At 68.5% G+C, this 23,784-nt stretch carries 19 protein-coding genes; 7 read left to right on the top strand and 12 right to left on the bottom strand.

Annotation, left to right across the window (positions count from 1 at the left end; genetic code table 11):
• Window positions 1–2 precede the first annotated feature (2 nt).
• The 5 genes from FHT36_RS06560 to ybaL form a co-directional block, all read right to left on the bottom strand.
• Window positions 3–839, bottom strand: coding sequence for a metal ABC transporter permease (locus FHT36_RS06560; protein ID WP_169121713.1), 837 nt, complete (start codon window positions 837–839; stop codon window positions 3–5).
• The gene (locus FHT36_RS06555) at window positions 836–1,696 is read right to left on the bottom strand and encodes a metal ABC transporter permease (protein ID WP_169121712.1); all 861 of its coding nucleotides are present in this window, start codon (window positions 1,694–1,696) and stop codon (window positions 836–838) included. Before FHT36_RS06555 ends, FHT36_RS06560 begins: the two co-directional genes overlap by 4 nt.
• A gap of 223 nt (window positions 1,697–1,919) precedes the next feature.
• On the bottom strand, window positions 1,920–2,816 hold the full coding sequence (locus FHT36_RS06550; RefSeq protein WP_169121711.1) for a manganese/iron ABC transporter ATP-binding protein: 897 nt from the start codon (window positions 2,814–2,816) through the stop codon (window positions 1,920–1,922).
• The gene (locus tag FHT36_RS06545; RefSeq protein WP_348644411.1) at window positions 2,813–3,673 is read right to left on the bottom strand and encodes a metal ABC transporter substrate-binding protein; all 861 of its coding nucleotides are present in this window, start codon (window positions 3,671–3,673) and stop codon (window positions 2,813–2,815) included. Before FHT36_RS06545 ends, FHT36_RS06550 begins: the two co-directional genes overlap by 4 nt.
• Before the next feature lie 176 nt (window positions 3,674–3,849).
• Window positions 3,850–5,700, bottom strand: coding sequence for a YbaL family putative K(+) efflux transporter (ybaL, locus tag FHT36_RS06540; RefSeq protein WP_169121710.1), 1,851 nt, complete (start codon window positions 5,698–5,700; stop codon window positions 3,850–3,852).
• A 271-nt stretch (window positions 5,701–5,971) separates the two neighbouring features.
• Between ybaL and hisS the strand changes: the two genes are divergently transcribed.
• Complete coding sequence (hisS, locus tag FHT36_RS06535; RefSeq protein WP_394104935.1) at window positions 5,972–7,501, top strand: histidine--tRNA ligase; 1,530 nt, start codon at window positions 5,972–5,974, stop codon at window positions 7,499–7,501.
• Between the two features lie 77 nt (window positions 7,502–7,578).
• Here hisS and FHT36_RS06530 read toward each other — a convergent pair whose 3' ends face one another.
• Window positions 7,579–8,142 carry a GcrA family cell cycle regulator gene (locus FHT36_RS06530; protein ID WP_169121708.1) on the bottom strand — a complete coding sequence of 188 codons (564 nt, stop codon included), beginning with the start codon at window positions 8,140–8,142 and terminating at the stop codon, window positions 7,579–7,581.
• A 569-nt stretch (window positions 8,143–8,711) separates the two neighbouring features.
• On the opposite strand from FHT36_RS06530, the gene FHT36_RS06525 reads away from it, so the two are divergent.
• The 3 genes from FHT36_RS06525 (at window position 8,712) to FHT36_RS06515 (ending at window position 12,008) form a co-directional block, all read left to right on the top strand.
• Window positions 8,712–9,920 carry an aspartate aminotransferase family protein gene (locus FHT36_RS06525; RefSeq protein WP_169121707.1) on the top strand — a complete coding sequence of 403 codons (1,209 nt, stop codon included), beginning with the start codon at window positions 8,712–8,714 and terminating at the stop codon, window positions 9,918–9,920.
• On the top strand, window positions 9,917–10,849 hold the full coding sequence (argF, locus tag FHT36_RS06520) for an ornithine carbamoyltransferase (RefSeq protein ID WP_169121706.1): 933 nt from the start codon (window positions 9,917–9,919) through the stop codon (window positions 10,847–10,849). The genes FHT36_RS06525 and argF overlap by 4 nt, the downstream gene beginning before the upstream one ends.
• Window positions 10,850–11,000: 151 nt before the next feature.
• Window positions 11,001–12,008, top strand: coding sequence for an Hsp33 family molecular chaperone (locus FHT36_RS06515; RefSeq protein ID WP_169121705.1), 1,008 nt, complete (start codon window positions 11,001–11,003; stop codon window positions 12,006–12,008).
• A 228-nt stretch (window positions 12,009–12,236) separates the two neighbouring features.
• On the opposite strand, the gene FHT36_RS06510 is transcribed toward FHT36_RS06515, so the two are convergent.
• From FHT36_RS06510 to uraH, 3 genes are read right to left on the bottom strand one after another with little or no spacing between them, the layout of a single operon-like run.
• Window positions 12,237–13,505 carry an allantoate amidohydrolase gene (locus FHT36_RS06510; protein ID WP_348644387.1) on the bottom strand — a complete coding sequence of 423 codons (1,269 nt, stop codon included), beginning with the start codon at window positions 13,503–13,505 and terminating at the stop codon, window positions 12,237–12,239.
• 14 nt (window positions 13,506–13,519) lie between these two features.
• A complete protein-coding gene (gene puuE / locus FHT36_RS06505) occupies window positions 13,520–14,998 on the bottom strand; it encodes an allantoinase PuuE (RefSeq protein WP_169121704.1) in 1,479 nt (492 codons plus the stop codon).
• A gap of 4 nt (window positions 14,999–15,002) precedes the next feature.
• A complete protein-coding gene (gene uraH, locus FHT36_RS06500) occupies window positions 15,003–15,353 on the bottom strand; it encodes a hydroxyisourate hydrolase (RefSeq protein ID WP_169121703.1) in 351 nt (116 codons plus the stop codon).
• 305 nt (window positions 15,354–15,658) lie between these two features.
• On the opposite strand from uraH, the gene FHT36_RS06495 reads away from it, so the two are divergent.
• The gene (locus FHT36_RS06495) at window positions 15,659–17,050 is read left to right on the top strand and encodes a nucleobase:cation symporter-2 family protein (RefSeq protein ID WP_169121702.1); all 1,392 of its coding nucleotides are present in this window, start codon (window positions 15,659–15,661) and stop codon (window positions 17,048–17,050) included.
• A gap of 51 nt (window positions 17,051–17,101) precedes the next feature.
• On the opposite strand, the gene FHT36_RS06490 is transcribed toward FHT36_RS06495, so the two are convergent.
• Window positions 17,102–18,028 carry a LysR family transcriptional regulator gene (locus FHT36_RS06490; protein WP_229643417.1) on the bottom strand — a complete coding sequence of 309 codons (927 nt, stop codon included), beginning with the start codon at window positions 18,026–18,028 and terminating at the stop codon, window positions 17,102–17,104.
• 130 nt (window positions 18,029–18,158) lie between these two features.
• On the opposite strand from FHT36_RS06490, the gene FHT36_RS06485 reads away from it, so the two are divergent.
• On the top strand, window positions 18,159–19,382 hold the full coding sequence (locus tag FHT36_RS06485) for a urate hydroxylase PuuD (protein WP_169121701.1): 1,224 nt from the start codon (window positions 18,159–18,161) through the stop codon (window positions 19,380–19,382).
• Between the two features lie 130 nt (window positions 19,383–19,512).
• Window positions 19,513–20,739 carry an ArgE/DapE family deacylase gene (locus FHT36_RS06480; RefSeq protein WP_169121700.1) on the top strand — a complete coding sequence of 409 codons (1,227 nt, stop codon included), beginning with the start codon at window positions 19,513–19,515 and terminating at the stop codon, window positions 20,737–20,739.
• An 86-nt stretch (window positions 20,740–20,825) separates the two neighbouring features.
• Here FHT36_RS06480 and yihA read toward each other — a convergent pair whose 3' ends face one another.
• Together yihA and FHT36_RS06470 are read right to left on the bottom strand one after the other, a co-directional pair.
• Window positions 20,826–21,485 (bottom strand): ribosome biogenesis GTP-binding protein YihA/YsxC, encoded by a 660-nt coding sequence (gene yihA, locus FHT36_RS06475; protein WP_169121699.1) that lies wholly within the window; start codon window positions 21,483–21,485, stop codon window positions 20,826–20,828.
• A gap of 69 nt (window positions 21,486–21,554) precedes the next feature.
• Window positions 21,555–23,753 carry a transglycosylase domain-containing protein gene (locus tag FHT36_RS06470; RefSeq protein ID WP_237354459.1) on the bottom strand — a complete coding sequence of 733 codons (2,199 nt, stop codon included), beginning with the start codon at window positions 23,751–23,753 and terminating at the stop codon, window positions 21,555–21,557.
• Window positions 23,754–23,784: the final 31 nt, after the last annotated feature.

Raw genomic sequence — 23,784 nt, 5'->3', positions numbered from 1 at the left:
GGTCACGGCCTCTGATCAGCTAGCTCCACCCGCCGCGCCTTCACCCGCACCCCCACGAACGCCGCGATGAACACGCCCGTCATCAGCAGCACGATGGTCGGCGCCGGGGCGCTGTCGAGGAAGAAGGAGAGATAGACGCCGGCCAGCGAGCAGGAGACCGCCACCAGAACTGACACCGTGAGCATCCAGCCGAAGCGCTTCGTCACCAGGAAGGCGATGGCCCCCGGCGCGATCAGCAGGGCCACGGCGAGGATGATGCCCACGGCTTTGAGCGCCGCGACGATGGTCAGCGAGAGCATCACCAGCAAGCCGTAATGCAAAAGGCCGGTGTGGAGCCCCACCGCCTTCGCCTGCGCGGGGTCGAAGGCGTTCAGCAGCAAATCGCGCCATTTGGCCAGCAGCACCAAAGTCACGAGGCCGGCGATGATGGCGCTCTCGGCGATGTCGCCCCAGCTCACGCCCAGCATGTCGCCGAAGAGGATGTGGTCGAGGTGCACGTCGGTCTGGATCTTGGTGTAGAGCACCAGCCCCAGCCCGAACATGCCGGAGAAGACCACGCCCATCACCGTGTCTTCCTTCACCCGGCTGTTGGCCTTGAGATAGCCGGTGCCGAGGGCGCAGATCATGCCCGCCACGAAGGCGCCGAAGGCCAGCGGTAGGCCGGCCATATAGGCCAGCACCACGCCCGGAAGCACGGCGTGGGAGACCGCATCCCCCATCAGCGACCAGCCCTTCAGCACCAGGAAGCAGGAAAGCAGCGCCATGGGCACCGCCACCAAGGCGGCGATGACGAGGGCGGTCTGCATGAAATCGAACTGGAAGGGGGCAAGAAGGGTCATGCCGCGCCCTCCTTCAGCGCTGCCGCCGCCTGCCGCCGCGCCGCCAGCACGCCGTGCTTGGGGGCGAAGACGAAGGCCAGGAGGAAGATCAACGTCTGCAGCACGACGATGATGCCGCCCGTCGCCCCGTCGAGGAAATAAGAGGCATAGGCCCCCACGAAGCAGGTGGTGGCGCCAATGGCCACCGACAGGGCGATCAGCCGGGGAAAACGGTCGGTGAGGAGATAGGAGGTGGCGCCCGGCGTCACCACCATGGCGATGACGAGGAAGGCGCCCACCGTCTGCAACGCGGCCACCGTCGAGGCGGCGAGCAAGGTGAAGAACATCACCTTGAGCGCCGTGGGCTTGAGGCCGATGGAGCGGGCGTGGCTCTCGTCGAAGAAGGTCACCATCAGGTCCTTCCAGAACACCAGCAGCAAAGCGAGCGAGACGAAGCCGATGATGGCGAGTTGCAGCGTGTCCGCGGGCGAGATGGCCAGGATGTTGCCGAGCACGATGGTCTGCACGTTCACCGAGGTCGGCGACAGCGAGACCATGAACAGGCCGAGCCCGAAGAAGGAGGTGAAGATGAGGCCGATGACGGCATCCTCCTTCAGCTTGGTCCGCTCCTGCAGGAACAGCATCGCCCCCGCCGCCAGCGCCCCGGCGAAGAAGGCGCCCACCGAGAAGGGCAGCCCCAGCATGTAGGCCCCGGCCACGCCCGGCACGATGGAATGGGAGAGGGCATCGCCGATCAGAGACCAGCCCTTGAGCATGAGGAAGGCCGAGAGGAACGCGCACACGGCGCCCACCAGCGCCGACACCCACATGGCGTTGACCATGTAGGAATAGGAGAAGGGTTCGAGGAGGAGGGTCATGGCGTGCCCCCTTGGCGCCGGTCAGTATCCCGGCCGACCGCAGCGGAGCGTGAGCGCAGCGGAGGGAGAGCCGGAATCCAGCGCAAGGACATGCCGAATGCGCCTTGCCGCGGAGGTCGCCGGACTGGGCCTGCTGCGCAGGAGACTTGCGCTGGGCCCCGGCTCAGCGCTCCAGCTGGGCTGTCGCTTGGCCGGGGCGCGAGGGCGGCGTGATCTGCGCCCATCACCCGATCCCCTCGCTCGAGCCCGCCGTGCCGCTCTGGGCGGGGCGGTCCTTGTAGAGGACGAGGGGGCGCTCGTCGTCGGTGAGCACGCCCAGCGTGCCGGGCGTGGCGGCGTGGCTCTCGTCCAGCACGAAATGGCGCAGCACGCCGCCGAAGGCCTTTTCGAGGTTCGCCTGGGTGAACACCTCGGAGGTGAGGCCGTAGGCGAGCACGGTGCCCTTCACCAGCACCGTGCGGTCGCAGAATTCGGGCACCGAGCCGAGATTGTGGGTGGACACCAGCATCACCCGCCCTTCGTCCCGCAAGGCGCGCAGCAAAGCGATGATGGCGTCCTCGGTCTTCACGTCCACGCCGGTGAATGGCTCGTCCAGCAGGATCACGCGGGCATCCTGCGCCAGCGCGCGGGCGAGAAAGACGCGCTTCCTCTGCCCGCCGGAGAGCTCGCCGATCTGCCTTTTCCGGAAGTCCAGCATGTTGACGCGGGAGAGCGCCGCCTCCACCGCCGCGCGGTCGGCGGCGCCGGGAATGCGCAAGAGGTTCATGTGGCCGTAGCGGCCCATCATCACCACGTCCTCGACGAGGACGGGGAAGGTCCAGTCCACCTCCTCGGCCTGCGGCACGTAGGCGACCACGTTGCGCTTCAGCGCTTCCGGCACGCTCAGCCCCAAGATGCGCACCTCGCCCCGCGCCGCCTTGAGGAAGCCCATGATGGTCTTGAACAAGGTGGACTTGCCCGAGCCGTTTACCCCCACCAGCGCGGTGATGGTGCCGATGGGAATGGCGAAGCTCGCATCGCGCAAAGCGGTGTGGCCGTTGCGATAGGTGACGGTGACATGCTCGACGAGGATGCCGGCGCCGGCCTCGGCGAGGGCCTGCCGGGTGAGGGGGGCGTTCATGGCACCACCTTGCCGGTCAGGCCGGCGGCGATGGTGCCGCTCGTCACCTTCAGGAGGTCGAGATAGGTGGGCACCGGGCCGGAGGGGTCGGAGAGGGAATCCACATAGAGCACGCCGCCGTAGCGGGCCCCCGTCTCCCGCGCCACCTGCCTGGCCGGCTCGGCCGAGATGGTGCTCTCCGAGAAGATGACCGGGATGTGGTCCTTCCTGATCAGGTCCACCACGCGGCGCACCTGCTGGGGGGTGCCCTGCTGGTCGGCGTTGATGGGCCAGAGATAGAGCGCCTTCAGCCCGAAGTCGCGGGCGAGATAGGAAAAGGCCCCTTCGCTGGTGACGAGCCAGCGCTGCTCCGCCGGCACCTTCTCCAGCTCGGCGCGGATCGGGTCGATGGCGGCGGTGATCTTCGCCTTGTAGGCGGCGGCGTTGGCGGTGTAGGTCGCGGCGTTGGCCGGATCGTACTTCACCAGCGCGTCGCGGATGTTGTCCACGTAGATCAGTGCGGCGGACGGCGACATCCACGCATGGGGATTGGGCTTGCCGCTATAGGGGCCGTCCGTGATGCCCATGGGCTCCACGCCCTTCGAGACCACCACGCTCGGCACGTTCTTGAGGCGGGAGAAGAATTTCTCGAACCACAATTCGAGGTTCAGCCCGTTCCACAGGATCAGGTTGGCCCCCTGCGCCTTGATGAGGTCGCCGGGCGTGGGCTGGTAATTGTGGATCTCGGCGCCGGGCTTGGTGATGCTCTCCACCTGCGCGGCGTCGCCCGCCACGTTCTTCGCCATGTCGGCGATGACGGTGAAGGTGGTCACCACCTTGAACGGCGCCGCCGCACGGGCCGGCGCGGCGAAGGTCACCGCCGCGGCGGCGAGGAGAAGCGCCGGAAAATGCCGGCGGGACAGGACAAAGGCGTCGGGCACGGGAATGCTCCGGTCCGGCGGTCGTGACGGGTGCGGCCGCCTTAGTTGCGATCAATTCGCAAAAACTACCGCACCCTTCCTGCAATTGCAAATTATTCGCAATAAAGGTCGAGCTACAGCGTCTCTTTTTGCGCCGCAGCAGCGGGCTCCGCAAGGCCCGGAGCCGCTTCGCCCGAAGGCCCGGAGGGGAACGGAACCGAAGGGTCGGCCCGGTTTCCGCCCTCCACCGCCTGCTCGGCCGCAGCCGCCGCGGCGATATCGTTCTGCGAGGTCTCCAGCACGTGCGCCAGCATGCCGCGCGCCACTTCCCGCTCGCCCATGATGATGAAGTTGGCCCCGCTCTGGCGCAGGTGCTCCACCTCCGCATCCGAATGGGCGCGGGCGACGATCTCGATGCCGGGATTGAGCTGGCGCGCCTTCTTCAGCACGTTGCTGGCCTCGAACCCGTCCGGGATGGCGAGGATGATGCGGCGCGCCCCCGCGACATTCGCCGCGGTGATGGCGGGGGCCGAGGCGGCGTTGGCGTTCACCGCCTCGAGACCTAGGCGCTTCAGCTCCTCCAGCCGGTCGCCCTGGTCCTCGATGACGAGGAACGGCGTGCCCGCCGCCTTCAGCCCGTCGGCCACGAGGCGGCCCACCCGGCCATAGCCGACCAGCACGGTGTGGTTGGTGAGCGCCGTCTCAGGCAGGGCCGGCACGGGCTTGGGGGCCGGGGCAGGCGCGGCGGCGGGGGCCTTTTCGGGCCGCAGCGGCGCCTGGCGTGCGCGGTAGCGGTCCAGAACCAGGAAGAAGAAGGGATTGGCGAGGATGGAGATGATCGCCGCCGCGAGGATCAGGTCGCGTCCTTCGGCCGGCAGCAACTGCAGGTCCACGCCCAGCGCCACGAGGATGAAGGAGAATTCGCCGATCTGCGCCAGCGAGGCGGAGATGGTGAAGGCGGTGGAGTTGCCGTAGCCGAACGCCCGCACGATGAGGAAGGCGGCGATGGACTTGCCGAACAGCACGATCAGCACCGTCACCAGCAGCGGGATCGGGCTCTTCAGCACGATGGAGGGGTCCACCAGCATGCCCACCGAGACGAAGAACAGCACGGCGAAGGCGTCGCGCAGGGGCAGCGTCTCCTCGGCGGCGCGATGGGAGAGGGGGCTCTCGCTCAGCACCATGCCGGCGAAGAAGGCGCCGAGCGCGAACGACACGCCGAACAGCTTGGCCGAGCCGAACGCCACGCCCAGCGCGATGGCCAGCACCGCCAGGCGGAACAGCTCGCGCGAGCCGATATGGGCCACCCAGTGCATGATCCAGGGAATGACGCGGCGGCCCACCACCAGCATCAGCACCACGAAGCCGGCGACCTTCACCAGCGTGACGGCGAGGGTGGTCCAGACATCGCCGCCCAGGCCCAGCCAATCGATGGTGCCGGTGGTGACGGTCCGTCCGCCCAGCGCGCCGGACAGCGCCGGCAGCAGCACGAGGGCGAGGACCATGGCGAGGTCCTCGACGATGAGCCAGCCCACCGCGATGCGCCCCTGTTCGCTCTCCACCATGCGCCGCTCCTGCAGCGCGCGCAGCAGCACGACGGTTGAGGCGACCGACAAGGCGATGCCGAAGACGATGCCCGCCCCGAGGCTCCAGCCCATGGCCCAGGTGAGGCCGATGCCCATGGCCGTCGCCACGCCGATCTGCACGATGGCGCCGGGTATGGCGATGGCTTTCACCGACAGCAGGTCGGACAGGGAGAAATGCAGGCCGACGCCGAACATGAGGAGGATGACGCCGATCTCCGCCAGCTCCAGCGCCAGATGCTCATCGGCGACGAAGCCCGGCGTGAACGGGCCCACGAGGACGCCGGCGAGGAGATAGCCGACCAGCGGCGACAGCTTGAGGCGCTGCGCGACGGCACCGAGCACGAAGGCGAGCACGAAGGCCCCTACGAGGGTCGCAATGAGCGGCGTGTCGTGGGGCAAGCGTGTCCTCCATGCGGCAATGGGCGCCACTCAGCGCCCCCGGGGCGCAGCATGACGGCAGGGTCTGGGATGAGGGTCAAGCGGCGGATGCCGTTACCCGTTTGCCATCATGCGCGCGGAAGACGGCACTGTCATGGCATGGGTGCCGGAACGGAAACTTTCTTGCGCGCCGCGCGGGTCGGTTCGCCGGCCGCGACCTTGCCGTGGCCCGCCCTGTCCTCTAAGACGCCCCGACCCCTGCATTTACCGAGCGGGACACGGGTCCGGAAGCATCATGGCCAAAGAATTCAAGCCGAAGGCGCGGCTCCCGCGCGGCCTTGTCGACCGCACCGGCGCGGAGCTGTCCGCCACCCGCGCCATGCTGGAGAAGATCCGCGCCGTCTATGCGCTCTACGGCTTCGAGGCGCTGGAGACCCCGGCCATCGAATACACCGATGCGCTCGGCAAGTTCCTGCCGGACCTCGACCGGCCCAATGAGGGCGTCTTCTCCTTCCAGGACGATGACGAGCAGTGGCTGTCGCTGCGCTACGACCTCACCGCGCCGCTGGCGCGTTACGTGGCCGAGCATTTCGAGCAATTGCCCAAGCCCTATCGCTCCTACCGGGCGGGCTACGTCTTCCGCAACGAGAAGCCCGGCCCCGGCCGCTTCCGCCAGTTCATGCAGTTCGATGCCGACACGGTGGGCGCCCCCTCGGTCGCGGCCGATGCCGAGATCTGCATGATGGCCGCCGACACGCTGGAGGCGGTGGGCATTCCGCGCGGCTCCTATGTGGTGAAGGTGAACAACCGCAAGGTGCTCGACGGCGTGATGGAGGCCATCGGCCTCGGCGGCGACGAGAATGCCGGCCGCCGGCTCACCGTGCTCAGGGCCATCGACAAGTTCGACAAGTTCGGCGCCGAGGGTGTCGCGCTCCTGCTCGGCCCCGGCCGCAAGGACGAGAGCGGCGACTTCACCAAGGGCGCCGGTCTCGATGACCGGCAGGCGGCCGTGGTGCTCGCCATGCTCACCGGGAAGGGCGTGCGCGCCACCGATGTGGGCGTCGAGGTGGAGCTGGACGACGTGCAGCTTGCCGCAGCGCTCGCCGGCAATGCCGCCTTCCAGGAGGGCATGGCCGAGCTGAACGACATCCGCACCCTGCTCGCCGCCGGCGGCTATCAGGACCGGGTGAAGATCGACCCCAGCGTGGTGCGTGGCCTCGAATATTACACCGGCCCCGTCTACGAGGCGGAGCTGACCTTCGAGATCACCGACGAGACCGGCCGCCCCGTGCGCTTCGGCTCGGTGGCCGGCGGGGGGCGCTATGACGGCCTCGTCGCCCGCTTCCGCGGCGAGAAGGTGCCGGCCACCGGCTTCTCCATCGGCGTCTCCCGCCTGCTCGCGGCCCTCGCTTTCCTCGGCAAGATGGACGCGGACGCCGAGGTCGGCCCCGTCGTGGTGCTGGCCATGGACAAGGAGCCCGCCCGCATCGCCGACTACATGAAGATGGTGTCCGAGCTGCGCGCGAACGGCATCCGCGCCGAGATGTATCTCGGCGGCGCCGGCATGAAGGCGCAGATGAAGTATGCCGACCGCCGCGGCGCCCCGGCCGTCATCATCCAGGGCTCCAACGAGAAGGATGCGGGCGAGGTTCAGATCAAGGATCTGGTGGAAGGCGCCCGCATCGCTGCCGGCATCGCCGACAATGCGGAGTATCGCGCCGCCCGTCCCGCCCAGTTCGCGGTGAAGGAAAGCGAGATGATCGCCGCCATCCGCGACGTGCTGGAGCGCCGCGCGGCGCCCTCGCTGGGATTGGACGACTGAGCCTTTCTACCGTCCCCTGAACGAAAAAGGGCCCGCCTCCAGCCGGAGGCGGGCCCTTTTCTGTCTGGTTCCCCGCCTCAGAGATAGGCGAGGCGGCGGTCGCGGCGGCGGTCCTGCACCGGCTGGTAGGCGATGCGGGCGTGGGTCTGGCAATAGGGCATGCCCGGATTGGCCTTGCCGCCGCAGAAGTGGAAGCTCTCGGTGCCGGGCTCGCCCAGCGGCCAGCGGCAGGTGCTCTCGGTGAGCTGCATGATGGTGCAGCCCTGGGCCATGGGCACCACGTTGTCGCTCATCACGGGGGCGGGCGCCGGTGCCTCTTCCGGTGCCTCGTCCAGGTCGGCCGCGAGGGCGGTGTTGCCGATGGTGGTCGGCCGCTGCGGCCTCGCCTGATTGTCGGGGCGCCCGGCGGGTGCGCCCATCGGTCCACCCATGGGGCCGGCCTTGGCCGGCGCCGTTCCGCTGGCGCGGGGACGCGCCGGGGCAGGGGCGGCCTTCGCCCGGCCGGACAGGCCGAGGCGGTGCACCTTGCCGATGACGGCATTGCGCGTCACCTCGCCGAGCTCCGTGGCGATCTGGCTCGCGGAGAGGCCTTCGCTCCAGAGCTTTTTCAAGAGTTCGACGCGCTCGTCATTCCAGCTCATCGCTCTTCTCCATTTGCCGCATCTACTTGCCGCATTTCAACCGGCAGCATCTCAAGAACGCCGCGGGCGCCGGAAACGCTCGGCGCCGCTTCAGCCATGGGCGGGAACGCCGGTTCGGGCGCGTCCCGGATCGTGATTTCCGCAAGGCGGACTCCCTCCCCGTTCCCGTGCGCGGCAAAGCGCTCGGATGGACCCGGATCGCGGTTCCTGGAAGAGGGTTCCTGATGCCCCTGCGCACGACATCTCGTGGCTGACCTTCAAGAACCTACAATATGGCCGGTCCCCGCAACAGAGTCGGCAAGGGGTCGCGAAGCGTTTTCCCCAGCTCCTTAAGGCTTCGTTTACCCTTACGCGGCCGGACGTCGCGGTTGCGATTCGCATCTTGGCGGGCGATCGGTTGACCTCCCGCGCGTGTTCATTAGAATCGGGAGGTCGGGCCGCCCCCGCTTGGGCGGCCTTTTTTAGTTTGTGCGCGCGGCATGGCCACAGCCCTGCTGTCGCACAGTGTTCGTCAACCCGTGCAACCTCGAGGCCAGGAAGCCTGCATCGAAGTCCCCTAGGAGGATAGTGTGATCACCCCCGTTCTGCCGACCTACGCACGCATCGACCTCCAATTCGAGAGGGGAGAGGGCTGCTGGCTCGTCACGACGGACGGGCGACGTTTCCTCGACTTCACCGCCGGCATCGCCGTGAACGTGCTGGGCCACGCCAATCCCTATCTCGCCGCCGCGCTCTCCGAGCAGGCGACGAAGCTGTGGCACGTGTCCAACCTGTTCCGCATCCCGGGCGCCGAGAAGCTGGCCGCGCGGATGACGGCCGCAACCTTCGCGGACACGATGTTCTTCACCAATTCCGGTGCGGAAGCGCTGGAGTGCGCCATCAAGATGGCGCGCCGCTACCAGTATGTGAGCGGCCATCCGGAGAAGAACCGCATCATCACCTTCGAGGGCGCCTTCCACGGACGTACGCTGGCGACCATCGCCGCCGGCGGCAACCCGAAATATCTCGAAGGCTTCGGTCCGGACCTTCCGGGCTTCGACCAGGTGCCGTTCGGCGATCTCGACGCCGCCCGCGCCGCCGTGACGTCCGAGACCGCCGCCATCCTGGTGGAACCGGTGCAGGGCGAGGGCGGCGTGCGCGTGCCGCCGGCCGGCTTCCTCGCCGGCCTGCGCCAGCTGTGCGACGAGAACGGCCTGCTGCTGGTGCTCGACGAGGTGCAGAGCGGTGTCGGCCGCACCGGGCGGCTGTTCGCCCATGAGTGGACCGGCATCACGCCGGACATCATGTCGGTGGCCAAGGGCATCGGCGGCGGCTTCCCCATGGGGGCTTGCCTTGCCACCGAAGAGGCCGCCAAGGGCATGACCGTGGGCACCCACGGCTCCACCTATGGCGGCAACCCGCTGGCCATGGCGGTGGGCAATGCGGTGCTGGACGTGGTGCTGGAGGATGGCTTCCTCGATCGCGTGAACCGCGTCGCCGGCCGCTTCCAGCAGCGCCTCGCCGAGCTGCGCGACAGCCATCCGGCCGTCATCGCCGAGCTGCGCGGGCAGGGCCTGCTGCTCGGCATCAAGGCCGCCGTGCCGGCGCCCGATCTGATCGCGGCGCTGCGCGAGGAGGGCATGCTGGTGCCCGGCGCCGCCGAGAACGTCATCCGCCTCCTGCCGCCGCTCACCGTGAGCGAGGAGGAGGTCGCCATCGCAGCCGACAAGATCGAAGCCGCCTGCCGGCGCATCGAGGCGCGCCTCGCCGCCGATCCGGTGAAGGGGGCGGCCGAATGAGGGGGAATGGGGTGCGTCATTTTCTCGACCTGTCCGAGATCCCGGCCGAGGAGCTGCGCCGGGTTCTGGACTTCTCCAAGGACCTGAAGGCCCGTCGCAAGGCGGGTGAGCCGGTGGAAAAGCCGCTCGCCGGCAAGTCGCTGGCCATGGTGTTCGACAAGCCGTCCACCCGCACGCGCGTGTCGTTCGACCTCGCCATGCGGCAGCTGGGCGGCGAGACCATCATGCTCACCGGTCAGGAGATGCAGCTCGGCCGCGGCGAGACCATCGCCGACACGGCCCGCGTGCTGTCGCGCTTCGTCGACGCCATCATGATCCGCATCCTGGACCATGACGACCTGACCGAGCTCGCCAAATACGCCACGGTGCCGGTCATCAACGGCCTCACCCGCATCTCCCATCCCTGCCAGGTGATGGCGGATGTGATGACCTTCGAGGAGCATCGCGGCCCCATCACCGGCCGTTCGGTGGCTTGGACCGGCGACGCCAACAACGTGCTGGCCTCGTGGGTGCATGCCGCCGACCGCTTCGACTTCACCCTGAAGGTGGCGACGCCCAAGGAATTGTCGCCGCGCCAGGCGCTGAAGGATTTCGTGAAGCGCGCCAAGGCCAAGGTGAAGTTCATGCGCGACCCGGAAGAAGCGGTGGAGGGCGTGGATTGCGTCATCACCGACACCTGGGTCTCCATGGGCGACAAGGAGGCCGAGCGCCGCCACAACATCCTCAAGCCCTATCAGGTCAATTCGGCCCTGATGGCGCGGGCGGACAAGGACGCCATCTTCATGCACTGCCTGCCCGCCCATCGCGGGGAGGAGGTGACGGACGTGGTGATGGACGGTCCGCAGTCCGTGGTGTTCGACGAGGCGGAGAACCGCCTGCACGCCCAGAAGGGCGTGCTCGCCTGGTGCTTCGACGCGGTGGGCGGCTGAGCCTTCCGCAGCGGGGACATTGCGAGCCGGGTTGAAACGGCCCGGCTCGTGAATATGTGTGGGGCCAGACACTTGAAACCATGCAACCCCCTGGACCCATGACCGTGCGCTGAGCGCTGGCACGCGGGTCCGGCACGTCCGGAGACCTTTCATGAAGGGCGAGCGCACCCGCACCGCCACCCGCGCCGCTTCCGAGGCGACGCAGGACGATATCGTTACCGCCTTCCAGGTGGATGCCCTCGACATCCGCGGCCGCACGGTCCGCCTCGGCCCCACGCTCGATGCGCTGCTCGCCCATCACGCCTATCCGCCCGCGGTGAAGCGCGTGGTGGGAGAGGCGGTCACGCTCGCCGTGCTGCTCGGCTCCTCGCTGAAGTTCGAGGGCCGCTTCATCCTCCAGACCCAGACCGACGGGCCGGTGGACATGGTGGTGGCTGACTTCGTGAGCCCGGACAAGATCCGCGCCTATGCCCGCTACGATGCCGATGCTTTGGCCGAGGCCGAGCGCCGCAACGAGACCTCGCCGGCGGCACTGCTGGGCCGCGGCCATCTCGCCATGACCATCGACCAGGGCATCAGCACCAATCGCTATCAGGGCGTGGTGGCCCTCGACGGCTCGGGGCTGGAGGCGGCGGCGCACGAATATTTCCACCAGTCCGAGCAGATCCCCACCCGCGTGCGCCTCGCCGTGGGCGAGGAGATGAAGCCGGGCGGCGCGGAGTCCAGCTGGCGCGCCGGCGGCCTGCTCGCCCAGTTCCTGCCGCAGGACGCCTCCCGCGCCCGCATGGCCGACCTCTCCCCGGGCGACGCGCCCGAGGGCGTGGAAGAGCACAAGGTTGACGAGGACGACGCCTGGGTGGAGGCCCGCTCCCTCGTCGGCACGCTGGAGGACGTGGAGCTGATCGACCGCGACCTCTCCTCCGAGCGGCTGCTCTACCGGCTGTTCCACGAGCGCGGCGTGCGTGTGTTCGATCCGCTGCCCATCGCCGCGCGCTGCTCCTGCTCGCGGGAGAAGGTCTCCGGCGTCCTCGCCTCCTTCGGCCCGGAGGAGCGGCGGGAGATGATCCAGGACGACGGCAAGGTCACCGTGACCTGCGAATTCTGCGGCCGCACCTACAAGTTCACCGCCGAGGAGGTTCTCGGCCAGGCGGACGGGTGACACTTTAGGTGTGCCTTCGTGCTCCGCTTTGGTGGGCGGGGGTAAGAGGCGGCGCCCGCGCCGCAAGAGCCGTCATCCCCCGGTTCATCCGGGGGATCCACCCTTCCGCCTGTCGGCGCCCAGCCATTAAGGCTTAGCGTCAGACCACCAGTGGATCGCCCGGACAAGCCGGGCGATGACGGTTGAGCGGTGGAGACTCACGGATGATGACAGCGGACGGGGAGTCCCTCACATCTCCTCCGCCGTCTTCAGCAGGAACGCATAGAGCGCTTCCGCCGCGAGGCCGATGTCGGCGGGGGCGGCGTATTCGCGGGGGTTGTGGCTGCCGTTCTCCGAGCGCACGAACAGCATGGCCATGGGCATCACGCCGCGAAACACCATGGCATCGTGCCCGGCGCCCGAGGGTAGCCGCACCACGGGAAGCTGAAGGCCCTCCACCACCTTGGCCATGCGCTCCTTGAGCGGGCCATGACACGGCGCGGCGGGCACTTCGTGGCCGATGTCCACGCTGGCCTTCACCCCGCGCCGCTCCGCGATATCGGCCACGGCGGCGCGGATGTCGGCGACGGCGCGGATGCGCAATTCGTCGGAGAGGGCGCGCACGTCGAGGGAGAACTGCACCTCGCCGGGCACCACGTTCACTGCGCTGCCGGCGATGAGGAGCGTGCCCACGGTGGCCACGAGCTCCTTGCCGTCGGCGCGGCCGCGCGCCTCCACGGCGAGGATCATCTCGGCGGCGGCGGTGAGGGCGTCATGGCGCATGGCCATGGGCAGGGTGCCGGAATGGCCGGCCTCGCCCCGGATGCGCACATGCCCGCGCGAGGCCCCGGCGATGCCAGTGACGATGCCGAGCGGCGCGCCCGCGGCCTCCAGCACCGGCCCCTGCTCGATATGCACTTCCACATAGCCGAGCGTGTCCGCCGGATCGCGCCGGCAGTCAGCGACGCGATCCACCGGCGCGCCGAAGGAGCGCAGCGCCTCCATGCGGGAGATGCCCTGGGCGTCCACGTCCTCGAGGCTCTTCGGATCGAAGATGCCGGCCATGGCCTTGGAGGAGGTGAGGGTGGAGAGGAAGCGCACGCCCTCCTCGTCGGCGAAGGCCGCGACCTCGATGGCGAAAGGCAGGCGGATGCCCTGCTGCTTCAGCGCCTCCACGGCGGCGATGGCGGTGAGCACGCCGAGATTGCCGTCATAGATGCCGGCATTGCGCACGGTATCGATGTGGGAGCCGAGGACGAGGGTCTTGGCATTGGCACGGTCGGCGGCATAACGGCCGACGATGGAGCCGGTGGCGTCCATATGGACCTGCGCCAGCCCCGCCTCCCGCATCCAGAACGACACCTGCGCCGCCGCCCTTTTGTGGGCGGGGGTGAGGGTCAGGCGGGTCATCTCGCCGGGCACGTCGGTGCAGGCGGCAAGCTCCTTCAGACGGGAGACGATGACCTCGCCGTCGAGGGGAGAGGGGAGCGGGGCGGAGCCGGGGGCAGATCGGGACACGGAGAAAACCTTGTTCAGGACGCGGCCGGCAGCATCTGGGACAGGCGCAGCAAGGCGATGCGCTCGATCTGCGCCAGCGCCTCGGCCACCTCGGTCTCGCGGTCATGGGCGAGCCGGCGCTCGAAGGCGGCGAGGATGTCGGCCTTGCTGCGTCCGCGGATGGCCATGATGAAGACGAAGCCGAACTTCGCCTTGTAGGCGTCGTTCAGCGCGGTGAACCGGGCCTTTTCCTCCGCCGTGAGCTGGTCGAGGCCGGCGGAGGCCTGCTCGGCGGCGGAATCGGCGGTCAGCAGCTTTGCCTCGGCGAGCTTGCCGGCAAGGTCGGGATGGGCTTGGATGACCCCCATCTGCTTCTCGGCCGGAGCCGCGCGCAGCACGGCTGCCAGCGCTTCGTTGAGGCCCTCGGCGGTGTCGGCGCGCGTGGTGAGGCGGCGGTCATAGGCGCCTTCCGCGATCCAGGGCGAATGCTCGTAGACGCCGCCGAACCGCTCCACGAACAGGCCGCGCGGCATGTAGGTGGGCCGGTATCCCCCCGCCGGCGGGTGATGGGCGATCCAGTGGCGGGCGATGTCGAGGCGGCGCGCCACCCACACCTTCTCGTGCCCGGCGATGTAGTCGAGGAAGCGGGCGAGGGCCTGCGCCCGGCCCGGCCGGCCCGCGAGGCGGGGGTGGAGGCCGATGGACATCATGCGCGGGGCGGTCGCGCCCTCGGCATAGAGCAGGTCGAAGCTGTCCTTCAGATAGTCGAAGAATTCCGTGCCGTTGGAAAAGCCCGCCGCCACCGAGAAGCGCATGTCGTTGGCGTCCAGCGTGTAGGGCACCACGAGCTGCGGGCCGCGCGGCCCATAGATCCAGTAGGGCAGCTCGTCCGCATAGCTGTCGGCCACATAGAGGAAGCCGCCTTCCTCCATCAGCAGCGGCACGGTGTGTTCCGCCGAGCGGCCCTGGTAGAAGCCGAGCGGACGGGCGCCCGTCACCTGCGTATGCAGGCGCACCGCCTCCTCGATGTGCTCGCGCTCGGCGTCGCGGGTGAAGTCCTTGTATTCGATCCACTTGTAGCCGTGGCTCGCCAGCTCCCAGCCGGCCTGCTGCATGGCCGCGACGGCATCGGGATTGCGGGCGAGGGCGGTGGCGACGCCATAGACCGTCGCCGGCATGTTGCGCTCGCCGAACAGGCGCAGCAGCCGCCAGATGCCGACGCGGGCGCCGAACTCGTAGACGGACTCCATGTTCATGTGCCGCTGGCGGGGCCAGGGCACGGCGCCGATGATCTCGGACAGGAAGGCTTCCGAGGCATTGTCGCCATGGAGGACCGAATTCTCGCCGCCCTCCTCGTAATTCACCACGAACTGCACGGCGATGCGCGCATCCCCCGGCCAGTGGGGATGGGGGGGATTGCGGCCGTAGCCCACCAGATCGCGCGGATAGGGCTTGCCGGTGACGGGATCGGTGGGGATGCCGGAATTATCGCGTCCGGTGAAGGGGGCGGGCATGGGCTCAGGACCCCCGATAGGTGGAATAGCTCCACGGGGCGCACAGGAGCGGCACGTGATAATGCCCTTCGATCAGGGTCACGCGCAGGGGCACCACGTCGAGGAAGGGCGGGTCGGCCACCGGCGCGCCGGTGGCGCGGAAATGGGCGCCGATATGGAAGACCAGTTCATAGGTGCCGGGGATGAAGTCGTCTCCCGCCAGCAAGGGGGCATCGGTGCGACCGTCCGCATTGGTGCGGCGGGTGGTGACGAGGGTGCGCCCGCCATCGGCCGCCAGCCGGTAAAGTTCCACCGCCACATCGGCGGCCGGGCCACCGGATACCGTATCGAGCACATGAGTGGACAGCCGCCCCATCGCTTCCTCGTCTCCTGATCCGAGCGCTCATGTCCCGGTCGAAGCCTTGCGGATGCAGGGCAGGGGGCCGGGCGAACGCTCCGCTGCGCGGCAGCATAACCCGCGCTTGGCCGATCCATTTTCCAAAAAAATCGGAAGATATTCCGATTACCAAACGTATTTTCCCCGCGCAGGATTTGATCTCCAATGAGGCATGCCGATGAGTTGGGCAATGCCCGTTCGGAGCCGCGCCGGAGCGTTGCCGTCGCCAATAATTTTGAAGAACGCCCTTCCCGCATCGACGGCCCATTCCATTGGGGGACCTCATGTCACAAACCGTTCATCCCGTTGACGAAGTCTTGCCCGCACCGAAACTCGCGGTGCTCGGCCTCCAGCATGTGCTGGTGATGTATGCCGGCGCCGTCGCGGTGCCGCTCATCATCGGCCGCGCGCTCAAGCTGCCGCCGGAGCAGGTGGCGTTCCTGATCTCGGCCGACCTGTTCGCCTGCGGCCTCGCGACTCTCGCGCAGTGCCTCGGCTTCCTCGGCGTCGGCATCCGCCTGCCGGTGATGATGGGCGTCACCTTCGCCTCCGTCGGCCCGATGCTGTCGATGGCGAACGATCCGTCCATCGGCATTCTCGGCATCTACGGCTCGGTGATTGCCGCCGGCATCTTCGGCATCATCGTTGCGCCCTTCATCTCGCGCCTGCTGCCTCTGTTCCCGCCGGTGGTCACGGGCACCATCATCATGGTGATCGGCATCTCGCTCATGCGGGTGGGCATCAACTGGGCCGGCGGCGGCATCCCCTTCCTCACCCAGACCATCGACGGCAAGGTGGTCCAGGTGGCGAACCCGAATTACGGGCAGCTTCAGGGCCTCGGCATCGCCCTGTTCGTGCTGCTGGTGATCCTCGCCCTCATCCGCTTCGGCAAGGGCTTCGTCGCCAATGTCGCGGTGCTGCTGGGCATCGTCGCCGGCGCCGTTTTGTCCACCGCCCTCGGCATCATGCATTTCGAGAAGGTGGGCGCGGCGGCCTGGTTCGACGTCATCCTGCCGTTCCACTTCGGCATGCCCACGTTCCACCTCGTGCCCATCATCACCATGTGCATCGTGATGATCGTGGTGATGATCGAGTCGCTGGGCATGTTCCTCGCCCTCTCCGACATGACCGGCAAGCCGGTGGACGAGAAGGCGCTGGCCCGCGGCCTGCGCGCCGATGGCGTCGGCACGCTGCTCGGCGGCATCTTCAACACCTTCCCCTACACCTCCTTCTCGCAGAACGTGGGTCTCGTCGGCGTCACCGGCGTGCGCTCGCGCTGGGTGACGGTGACGGGCGGCATCATCATGCTGGGCCTCGGCCTGCTGCCGAAGATGGCCGCTTTGGTGGAGGCGGTGCCTCAGGTGGTGCTGGGCGGCGCGGGTCTCGTGATGTTCGGCATGGTGGCGGCCACCGGCGCGCGCATCCTCACCGGCGTCGACTTCAAGACCAACCGCAATAACCTCTTCATCGTCGCCATCTCGGTGGGCTTCGGCATGATCCCGCTGGTGTCGCCCAACTTCTTCAAGGCGCTGCCGCATGAGCTGCACCCGCTGCTGGAGAGCGGCATCCTGCTCTGCGCCATCGTCGCCGTGGTGCTCAACGTCTTCTTCAACGGCGTGAAGAAGAGCTCCACCGAGGAGATCGTCGCCGCCGCCAAGCAGGCCGAGGCGCACTGAGGTCCGGTCAGGGGCAAGCCGGGGGGCGGATGCATGTCGGTGTCGAAAGGCTCAGGCCGGCAGCCGCTCCCCGATCTTGGCCAGCTCCCGGGCGATGTAGCGCCGCCCCTCCTCCACCAGCATATCGGCGAAGGCCTTCACCTTCAGCGGCACCAGCTGGCGGGCGGGGTAGAGCACCGCCAGCGTCGCCGGCTGGGGCGGGTTCTTCTCCAAGAGCGGCACGAGGCGGCCGTCCGCGAGGGCGTCCGCCACCTCGAACCGCGGCTTCACCACGATGCCGCGGCCCTCGACGGCCCACACCGTCAGCACGTCGCCGTCGTCGGCCTCCAGATGGCCGGTGACGGGAACGGCGAGGTCCCGGCCCTCGTCGGTGAGCATCCAGCGCAATTCCCGAAGGCTCGCGAACCGCAGGAGGAGGCATTGATGCGTGAGCAGATCCTGCGGCCGCTGCGGCACGCCGGCCCGCTCCAGATAGCTGGGTGCAGCGCACACAATGCGCTCGACCTGCGCCACCTTGCGCATGATCATGCTGGAATCCTCGAAGGTGGCGAGGCGCAGCGCCACGTCGATGGATTCGGCGATGAGGTCGAGGGTATGTTCCGACAGGCGCAGGCGCACGTCGATCTCGGGATGGATTTCCTGGTAGCGCGCGGCCACCTGCGCCACCAGCCGCCGGCCGAGATGGAGCGGCGCCGTCACCCTGAGCGCGCCGCGGGGCAGGGCGCCCAATTCCGAGACATTGCTTTCCGCGGCCTCGATGAGGCGCAGGGCCTCGGTGATCGCCTCGTAATAGACGCGCCCCTGCTCGGTCAGGCTCATGCGGCGGGTTGTGCGGTTGAACAGCCGGCAGCCGAGGTGCTTCTCCAGCATCTGGATGCGGTGGCTCACCACGTTGGCGGAGAGATGCAGGCGACGGCCGGCCTCCGAGAAGCTCTCGCTCTCCACCGAGGCGACGAAGGCCTTCATGTTCTCCAGCACGCTTCGTCACCCCTCACCCGACGCCACAAGAACGATACCCACGCCACGGGCCGGGGCCAATGGTCCCCGCCGGCGGGCGTGACAGGGGCCAATGCGCCCTCCTCTTCCAGCCACGGGATCTGAAACGGCAATGGAACCCATCCTCCACGAGTATGGCAGCCTGCTGCTGCGCTGGACGCACATCATCGCCGGCATGGCGTGGATCGGCTCGTCCTTCTACTTCATGCACCTTGATGCCAGCCTGAAGGCCTGTGCCGACATCCCGCCCGGCAAGGGTGGCGAGGCGTGGGAGGTGCATGGCGGCGGCTTCTATCAGGTGAAGAAGTATCTGGTGGCGCCCGATTTTCTCCCGGAGGAGCTGGGCTGGCACAAGTGGCAGTCCTACGCCACCTGGATCACCGGCTTCTTCCTACTCATCTGGGTCTATTACTACCAGTCCTCGATCTTCCTGATCGACCCGGCGGTGATGAACCTGAAGCCCATCACCGCCCTCGTCATCGGCCTCGGCGGACTCGCGGCGGGGTGGATCGCCTATGACCAGCTCTGCCGCTCGAAGCTCGGCGACAAGCCGCTGGTGGTGGGCATCATCGTGTTCGCCGGCGTGGTGCTGGCCGCGTTCCTGTACCAGCAGGTGTTCTCGCCCCGCGCCGCCTTCATCCATACCGGCGCGCTGATGGCGACCATCATGAGCGGCAACGTCTTCTTCGTCATCATCCCCAACCAGCACAAGGTGGTGGCGGCGCTGAAGGCGGGGGAGGTGCCGAACCCCTATTACGGCAAGACAGCCAAGCTCCGGTCCGGGCACAACAACTACTTCACCCTGCCCGTCGTCTTCCTGATGATTTCCAACCATTACCCGCTGACCTATTCCACGCCCTACGCCTTCGTCATCGTGGCGCTGGCGCTCGTGGCGGGAACGGTGATCCGCTATTTCTACAACGAGCGGCACGCCGGGCGCGGCGACAAGGCGTGGTGCTGGCTGGTGGCGGCCGTGTGCCTGATCCTCGCGATATTCATCTCGGCGACCACCACGCCCGCCGGCCGCATGGCGCTCGGCCTGCCGCCGCTGGTCTCCCCGGCCTACGCCAGGAGCGGGCCGGCGGTGGACGTGCCGGTGGACATCCAGAACGTCGTCATGGGCCGCTGCGCCATGTGCCACGCCGCCGAGCCGGTGTATGAGGGCTTCGCGGTTCCCCCGCGCGGCATCGTGCTCGACACGCCGGAGGCCATCGCGAAGAACCGCAAGCTCATCCTCGTCCAGGCGGGCCTCACCCACGCCATGCCGCCCAACAACATCACCGAACTGTCCGACGAGGACCGGGCCATGCTGAAGGAATGGGCCTCCGGCAAATAGACCGCATCCCCCTCGCCCCCTGAAGCAATTCCCGCAAAAGTGCATCGCGGTTTTGCGAAAGGAATTGCGTAGAATCCGAGTCCGAGAGAACCGGCGGGCCGTGGCCCGCCCCAAGAACAAGGAAGACGTCATGTCCACCGCCGACGCCGACACCCTCCGCAGCCTGATCGCCGAGCGCACCGAAGCGCAGCGCCAGTTCCTGGCGGAGCTGGTGAAGGTGCCTTCCGACAATCCCCCCGGCGATTGCGCCCCCCATGCGGCGCGCGCCGCCGAGCTGCTGGAAGCCCTCGGCTACACCGTGGAGCGCCATGCCGTGCCGGCCGACCGGGTGAAGGCGGCGGGCATGGTCACGGCCACCAACCTCATCATCCGCCACCGGTTCGGTGAAGGCACCGTGGTGGCGCTGAACGCCCATGGCGACGTGGTGCCCCCCGGCGAGGGCTGGACCAAGGACCCCTACGGCGCCGAAGTGGTGGACGGGCGCATGTATGGCCGCGGCGTAGCGGTCTCCAAGTCCGACTTCGCCACCTATGCCTTCGCCCTCGACGCCCTGAAGCGCTCCGGCCTGCCGCTCAAGGGCACGGTGGAACTGCACTTCACCTATGACGAGGAGATCGGCGGCGAGGTGGGGCCGGGCTGGATTCTCGAAACCGGGCTGACGAAGCCGGACTATGCCGTCTCGGCCGGCTTCTCCTATGGCGTCGTGGTGGCGCACAATGGCTGCCTGCACCTTGAGGTGGAGGTGATCGGCAAGTCGGCCCACGCCGCGCTGCCCTTCACCGGCATCGACGCGCTGGAGGCGGCCACCAAGATCCTTACCGCGCTCTATGCCTATCGCGACACGCTGCAGGGAAAGGTCTCGGACGTGCCGGGCATCGGCTCGCCGCAGCTCACGGTGGGGCTCATCTCCGGCGGCATCAACACCAATGTGGTGCCGGACCGCGTCACCTTCCGCCTCGACCGCCGCATCGTGCCCGGCGAGAACCCGGAACAGGTGGAGGCCGAGGTGCGCGGCGTCATCGCCACGGCGCTGGAAGGCTCGAAGGCGAAAGCGGAGGTGCGGCGCATCCTCATCGCCCGCCCACTGGTGCCGGACGATAAGGCCATGCACCTCGCCGGCGTCATCTGCCGCAATGCTTCCGCCGTCACCGGCGAGGAGGTGAAGACCACCGGCGTGCCGCTCTATACGGACGCGCGCCTCTATGCCGAGGCCGGCGTGCCCGTGGTGCTCTACGGTGCCGGCCCGCACACCATTGAGGAGGCCAACGGCCACCGGGCGGACGAGAACCTGCTGCTCTCGGACCTCGACAAGGCGACGCTGGTGATCGCGCTGACGGTCGCTGACCTGCTGGGCTGATCCCATCGGCCTCGGTTTCAGGCCGAGGCCGCGCCCGCGCGTCGCGCGCTTTGGCCGCCCTCCGGTCCGCCGGCGGGCGCCGGGCGTCAGCCCTGCTCGGCGAGAAGTTGCGCTACCGCCGCGCGCAGCTCGGGAAAGCCCTGGCCGGTATTGCTGGAGGTGGGGAAGATCTTGGGATAGGCCGCCGGCCGCCGGCGGATCTTCTCCTCCACCCCGGCGATCACCGAGGGAAGGGCGCTCGGCTTCACCTGATCCACCTTGGTGAGGATGATGGCGTAGGAGACGGCCGCCTTGTCGAGAAGATCGAGGATCTCCTCGTCCACCGGCTTGATGCCGTGGCGGGAATCGATGAGCACGAAGACGCGGGCAAGGTTCACCCGGCCGCGCAGATAGTCCTTGATGGTGCGTGTCCAGGCATCCACCTTCTCCTTCGGCGCCTTGGCGAAGCCGTAGCCCGGCATGTCCACCAGGCACAGCTCCGGCCCTACCCGGAAGAAGATCAGCTCCTGCGTCCGCCCCGGCGTCACCGAGGTGCGCGCCAGCGCCTTGCGGCCGGTCAGCGCGTTGACGAGGGACGACTTGCCCACGTTGGAGCGGCCGGCCAGCGCGATCTCCATGCCCTGCATGGGCGGCAGCACATCGACGGTGGGCGCCGCAGAGATGAACTGCCAGTCGCCGGCAAACAGGAGGCGGCCGGGCTCCAGATAGGGATCGGCTTCGGCGGCGGGGGAAGGGGTGTCGGTCATGACGCCTTATCCTAGAGCAGGGCGGCGGGCGCAAGGCGAGAGCGCTCGTGGCGAGGCGCGCGCCTCCGATTACCGCCGGCCCTGGCCCAGGAAGGTTTCCGCAAACCAGCGGTCCAGCGTCATGGGCGGCTCCTGCTGGGGCGGGGGCGGCGGCATCTGGCCGACCACGGCCGGCGGACGGTCGTCCGGCAAATCGGCGGGCGGCAGGTAGGTGGCGCCCGGCTGACCGTAGCCGTTTCCGCCGAAGCCGTAGGATCTCAGGCCGCCCGGAAGCTCCGCCACCGGCACGCCCTGATGGGCCGCCTTCATCACGCGGCTCCAGATCTCCACCGGCAGGTTGGCACCGGAGGCCTTCTTGGTGGGCGAGGAATCGTCATTGCCGAGCCAGACCGCCGCCACGTACTTGGCGGTGTAGCCGACGAACCAAGCGTCGCGGTAATCCTGCGAGGTGCCGGTCTTGCCGGCCGCTTCCCAGCCCGGGAGGTCGGCGCGGCGGGCGGTGCCGGCGGCCAGAGTCTGGGTCATCATGTGGTTCATCATCGCCACATATTCGGAGGCGACCACGCGGCCCATGCCGGTGACGTTGCGTTCATAGAGTGGCTTGCCGTCCGGCCCGATCACGCTGTCGATGACATGGGGCATGACGCCGAGGCCGCCATTGGCGAAGGGCGTATAAGCGCCCGCCAGCTCCAGCACCGACACTTCCGAGGTGCCCAGCGCGATGGAGGGGTTGGGGTCGAGGTTCGAAGAGATGCCCATGCGATGGGCGGTCTGCACCACCGCCTTGGGGCCGAACTCCAGCACGAGGCGCACCGACACCGTGTTCAGGGAGAGCGCGAGCGCGGTGGTCAGCGTCACCGGGCCGCGATAGTCGCGGGTCGAGTTCTCCGGCCGCCAGCCCTTGAGCTGGATGGGCGCATCCTCGCGCACGCTCTCCGGCGTCAGGCCGTGCTCGACGGCGGTGAGATAGATGAAGGGCTTGAAGGCCGAGCCCGGCTGCCGCCGGGCGGTGACGGCGCGGTTATACTGGCTGTCCGCATAGGAGCGGCCGCCGATCAGCGCCTTCACCCCGCCGTCGGGATCGAGCACCACGATGGCGCCCTGGCCGACGCCGTATTTGGTGCCGGATTTCGCCAGCGTGTCCTCCAGCGCCGCCTCGCCCGCCTTCTGCAGGGCGGGATCGATGGTGGTGCGCACCACCACGTCGCCCGGCAGCTCGCCGTCGCCGAGCACGGAATCCAGCTGGTCCATGACCCAGTCAGCCACATAGCCGGAGGAATCGGGCATGCCGCTGCGGGCGAGCTGTGCCGGGCGCCCCTGGGCGGTGCTCGCCATGTCGGCGGTGATCATCTTCTGGTCGCGCATGGCGGCCAGCACCAGATTGGCGCGGGCCTGCGCGCCCTTGAGGTTGCGCGTCGGCGCCAGGCGTGAGGGCGAGTTGACGAGCCCGGCCAGCATGGCGGCCTCGGCCAGAGTCACCTGCCGCGCGGACTTGCCGAAATAGCGCTGGGCGGCAGCTTCCACACCATAGGCGCCGGCGCCGAAATAGACGCGGTTCAGATAGAGGTCGAGCAGCTGGTCCTTGGTGAACTTGTGCTCCAGCCACAGGGCCAGCACCAGCTCCTGCATCTTGCGCGAGGCCGTGCGTTCCTGGGTGAGGAACAGGTTCTTGGCGAGCTGCTGGGTCAGCGTCGAGCCGCCCTGCCGCAGCCGCCTTGAGGTGAGGTTGGTGACAAGGGCGCGCGCGAGGCCTTCGGGATCGAGGCCGAAATGGCTGTAGAAGCGCTGGTCCTCGATGGCCACGAAGGCCTTGGGCAGATAGGGCGGCAACTCGCCGATGGGCACGGCGACGCCCCCCATGTCGCCGCGTGTGGCGATGGTCTTGCCGTCCGCCCCCTGCACGGTGACGGTGGGCGGACGCTTGGGGATCATCAGCGTCTGCATGGACGGCAGCTTCGACGCCTCGTAGGCGATGACGCCGGCGAGGGCGAGCAGCGCCCACACGCCCAGGATGAAGCCCCATTTCACCAGCCGGAACACGAGACGCCCCCCTCCGCCACGGCGGGGCCGGCGGGGCGGTGGCTCGGAGCGGCCGCGGCGCGGGGCGGGATCGGGACGCATGTCGGGCTCGGCCTTGGCCTTGGGCCGCGCGGCCGCCTTGCGGGCGGGGCGGGGCGGTTCCGGGGGCGGTGCGGCGGAGCGGTCGCGCGGGTCGAGGCGGATGTCGAACAGGGATTCGGGCCGCTCCATGAGCGGCTCGCGCCTCATGCCGTCCCCCCGTCCCTGTGCGGTCATTCCA

This window comes from Xanthobacter sp. SG618 (genome assembly GCF_012932745.1).
GTDB classification, from domain to species: domain Bacteria; phylum Pseudomonadota; class Alphaproteobacteria; order Rhizobiales; family Xanthobacteraceae; genus Xanthobacter; species Xanthobacter flavus.
This window is presented reverse-complemented; position numbering and strand designations above follow the sequence as displayed.

Coding starts and splice junctions, on each gene's coding strand:
- FHT36_RS06560 (WP_169121713.1), bottom strand. CDS start 839: ATGACCCTTCTTGCCCCCTTCCAGTTCGATTTCATGCAGACCGCCCTC.
- FHT36_RS06555 (WP_169121712.1), bottom strand. CDS start 1,696: ATGACCCTCCTCCTCGAACCCTTCTCCTATTCCTACATGGTCAACGCC.
- FHT36_RS06550 (WP_169121711.1), bottom strand. CDS start 2,816: ATGAACGCCCCCCTCACCCGGCAGGCCCTCGCCGAGGCCGGCGCCGGC.
- FHT36_RS06530 (WP_169121708.1), bottom strand. CDS start 8,142: ATGAGCTGGAATGACGAGCGCGTCGAACTCTTGAAAAAGCTCTGGAGC.
- argF (WP_169121706.1), top strand. CDS start 9,917: ATGAGGGGGAATGGGGTGCGTCATTTTCTCGACCTGTCCGAGATCCCG.
- FHT36_RS06515 (WP_169121705.1), top strand. CDS start 11,001: ATGAAGGGCGAGCGCACCCGCACCGCCACCCGCGCCGCTTCCGAGGCG.
- puuE (WP_169121704.1), bottom strand. CDS start 14,998: ATGCCCGCCCCCTTCACCGGACGCGATAATTCCGGCATCCCCACCGAT.
- uraH (WP_169121703.1), bottom strand. CDS start 15,353: ATGGGGCGGCTGTCCACTCATGTGCTCGATACGGTATCCGGTGGCCCG.
- FHT36_RS06495 (WP_169121702.1), top strand. CDS start 15,659: ATGTCACAAACCGTTCATCCCGTTGACGAAGTCTTGCCCGCACCGAAA.
- FHT36_RS06485 (WP_169121701.1), top strand. CDS start 18,159: ATGGAACCCATCCTCCACGAGTATGGCAGCCTGCTGCTGCGCTGGACG.
- FHT36_RS06480 (WP_169121700.1), top strand. CDS start 19,513: ATGTCCACCGCCGACGCCGACACCCTCCGCAGCCTGATCGCCGAGCGC.
- yihA (WP_169121699.1), bottom strand. CDS start 21,485: ATGACCGACACCCCTTCCCCCGCCGCCGAAGCCGATCCCTATCTGGAG.
- FHT36_RS06470 (WP_237354459.1), bottom strand. CDS start 23,753: ATGAGGCGCGAGCCGCTCATGGAGCGGCCCGAATCCCTGTTCGACATC.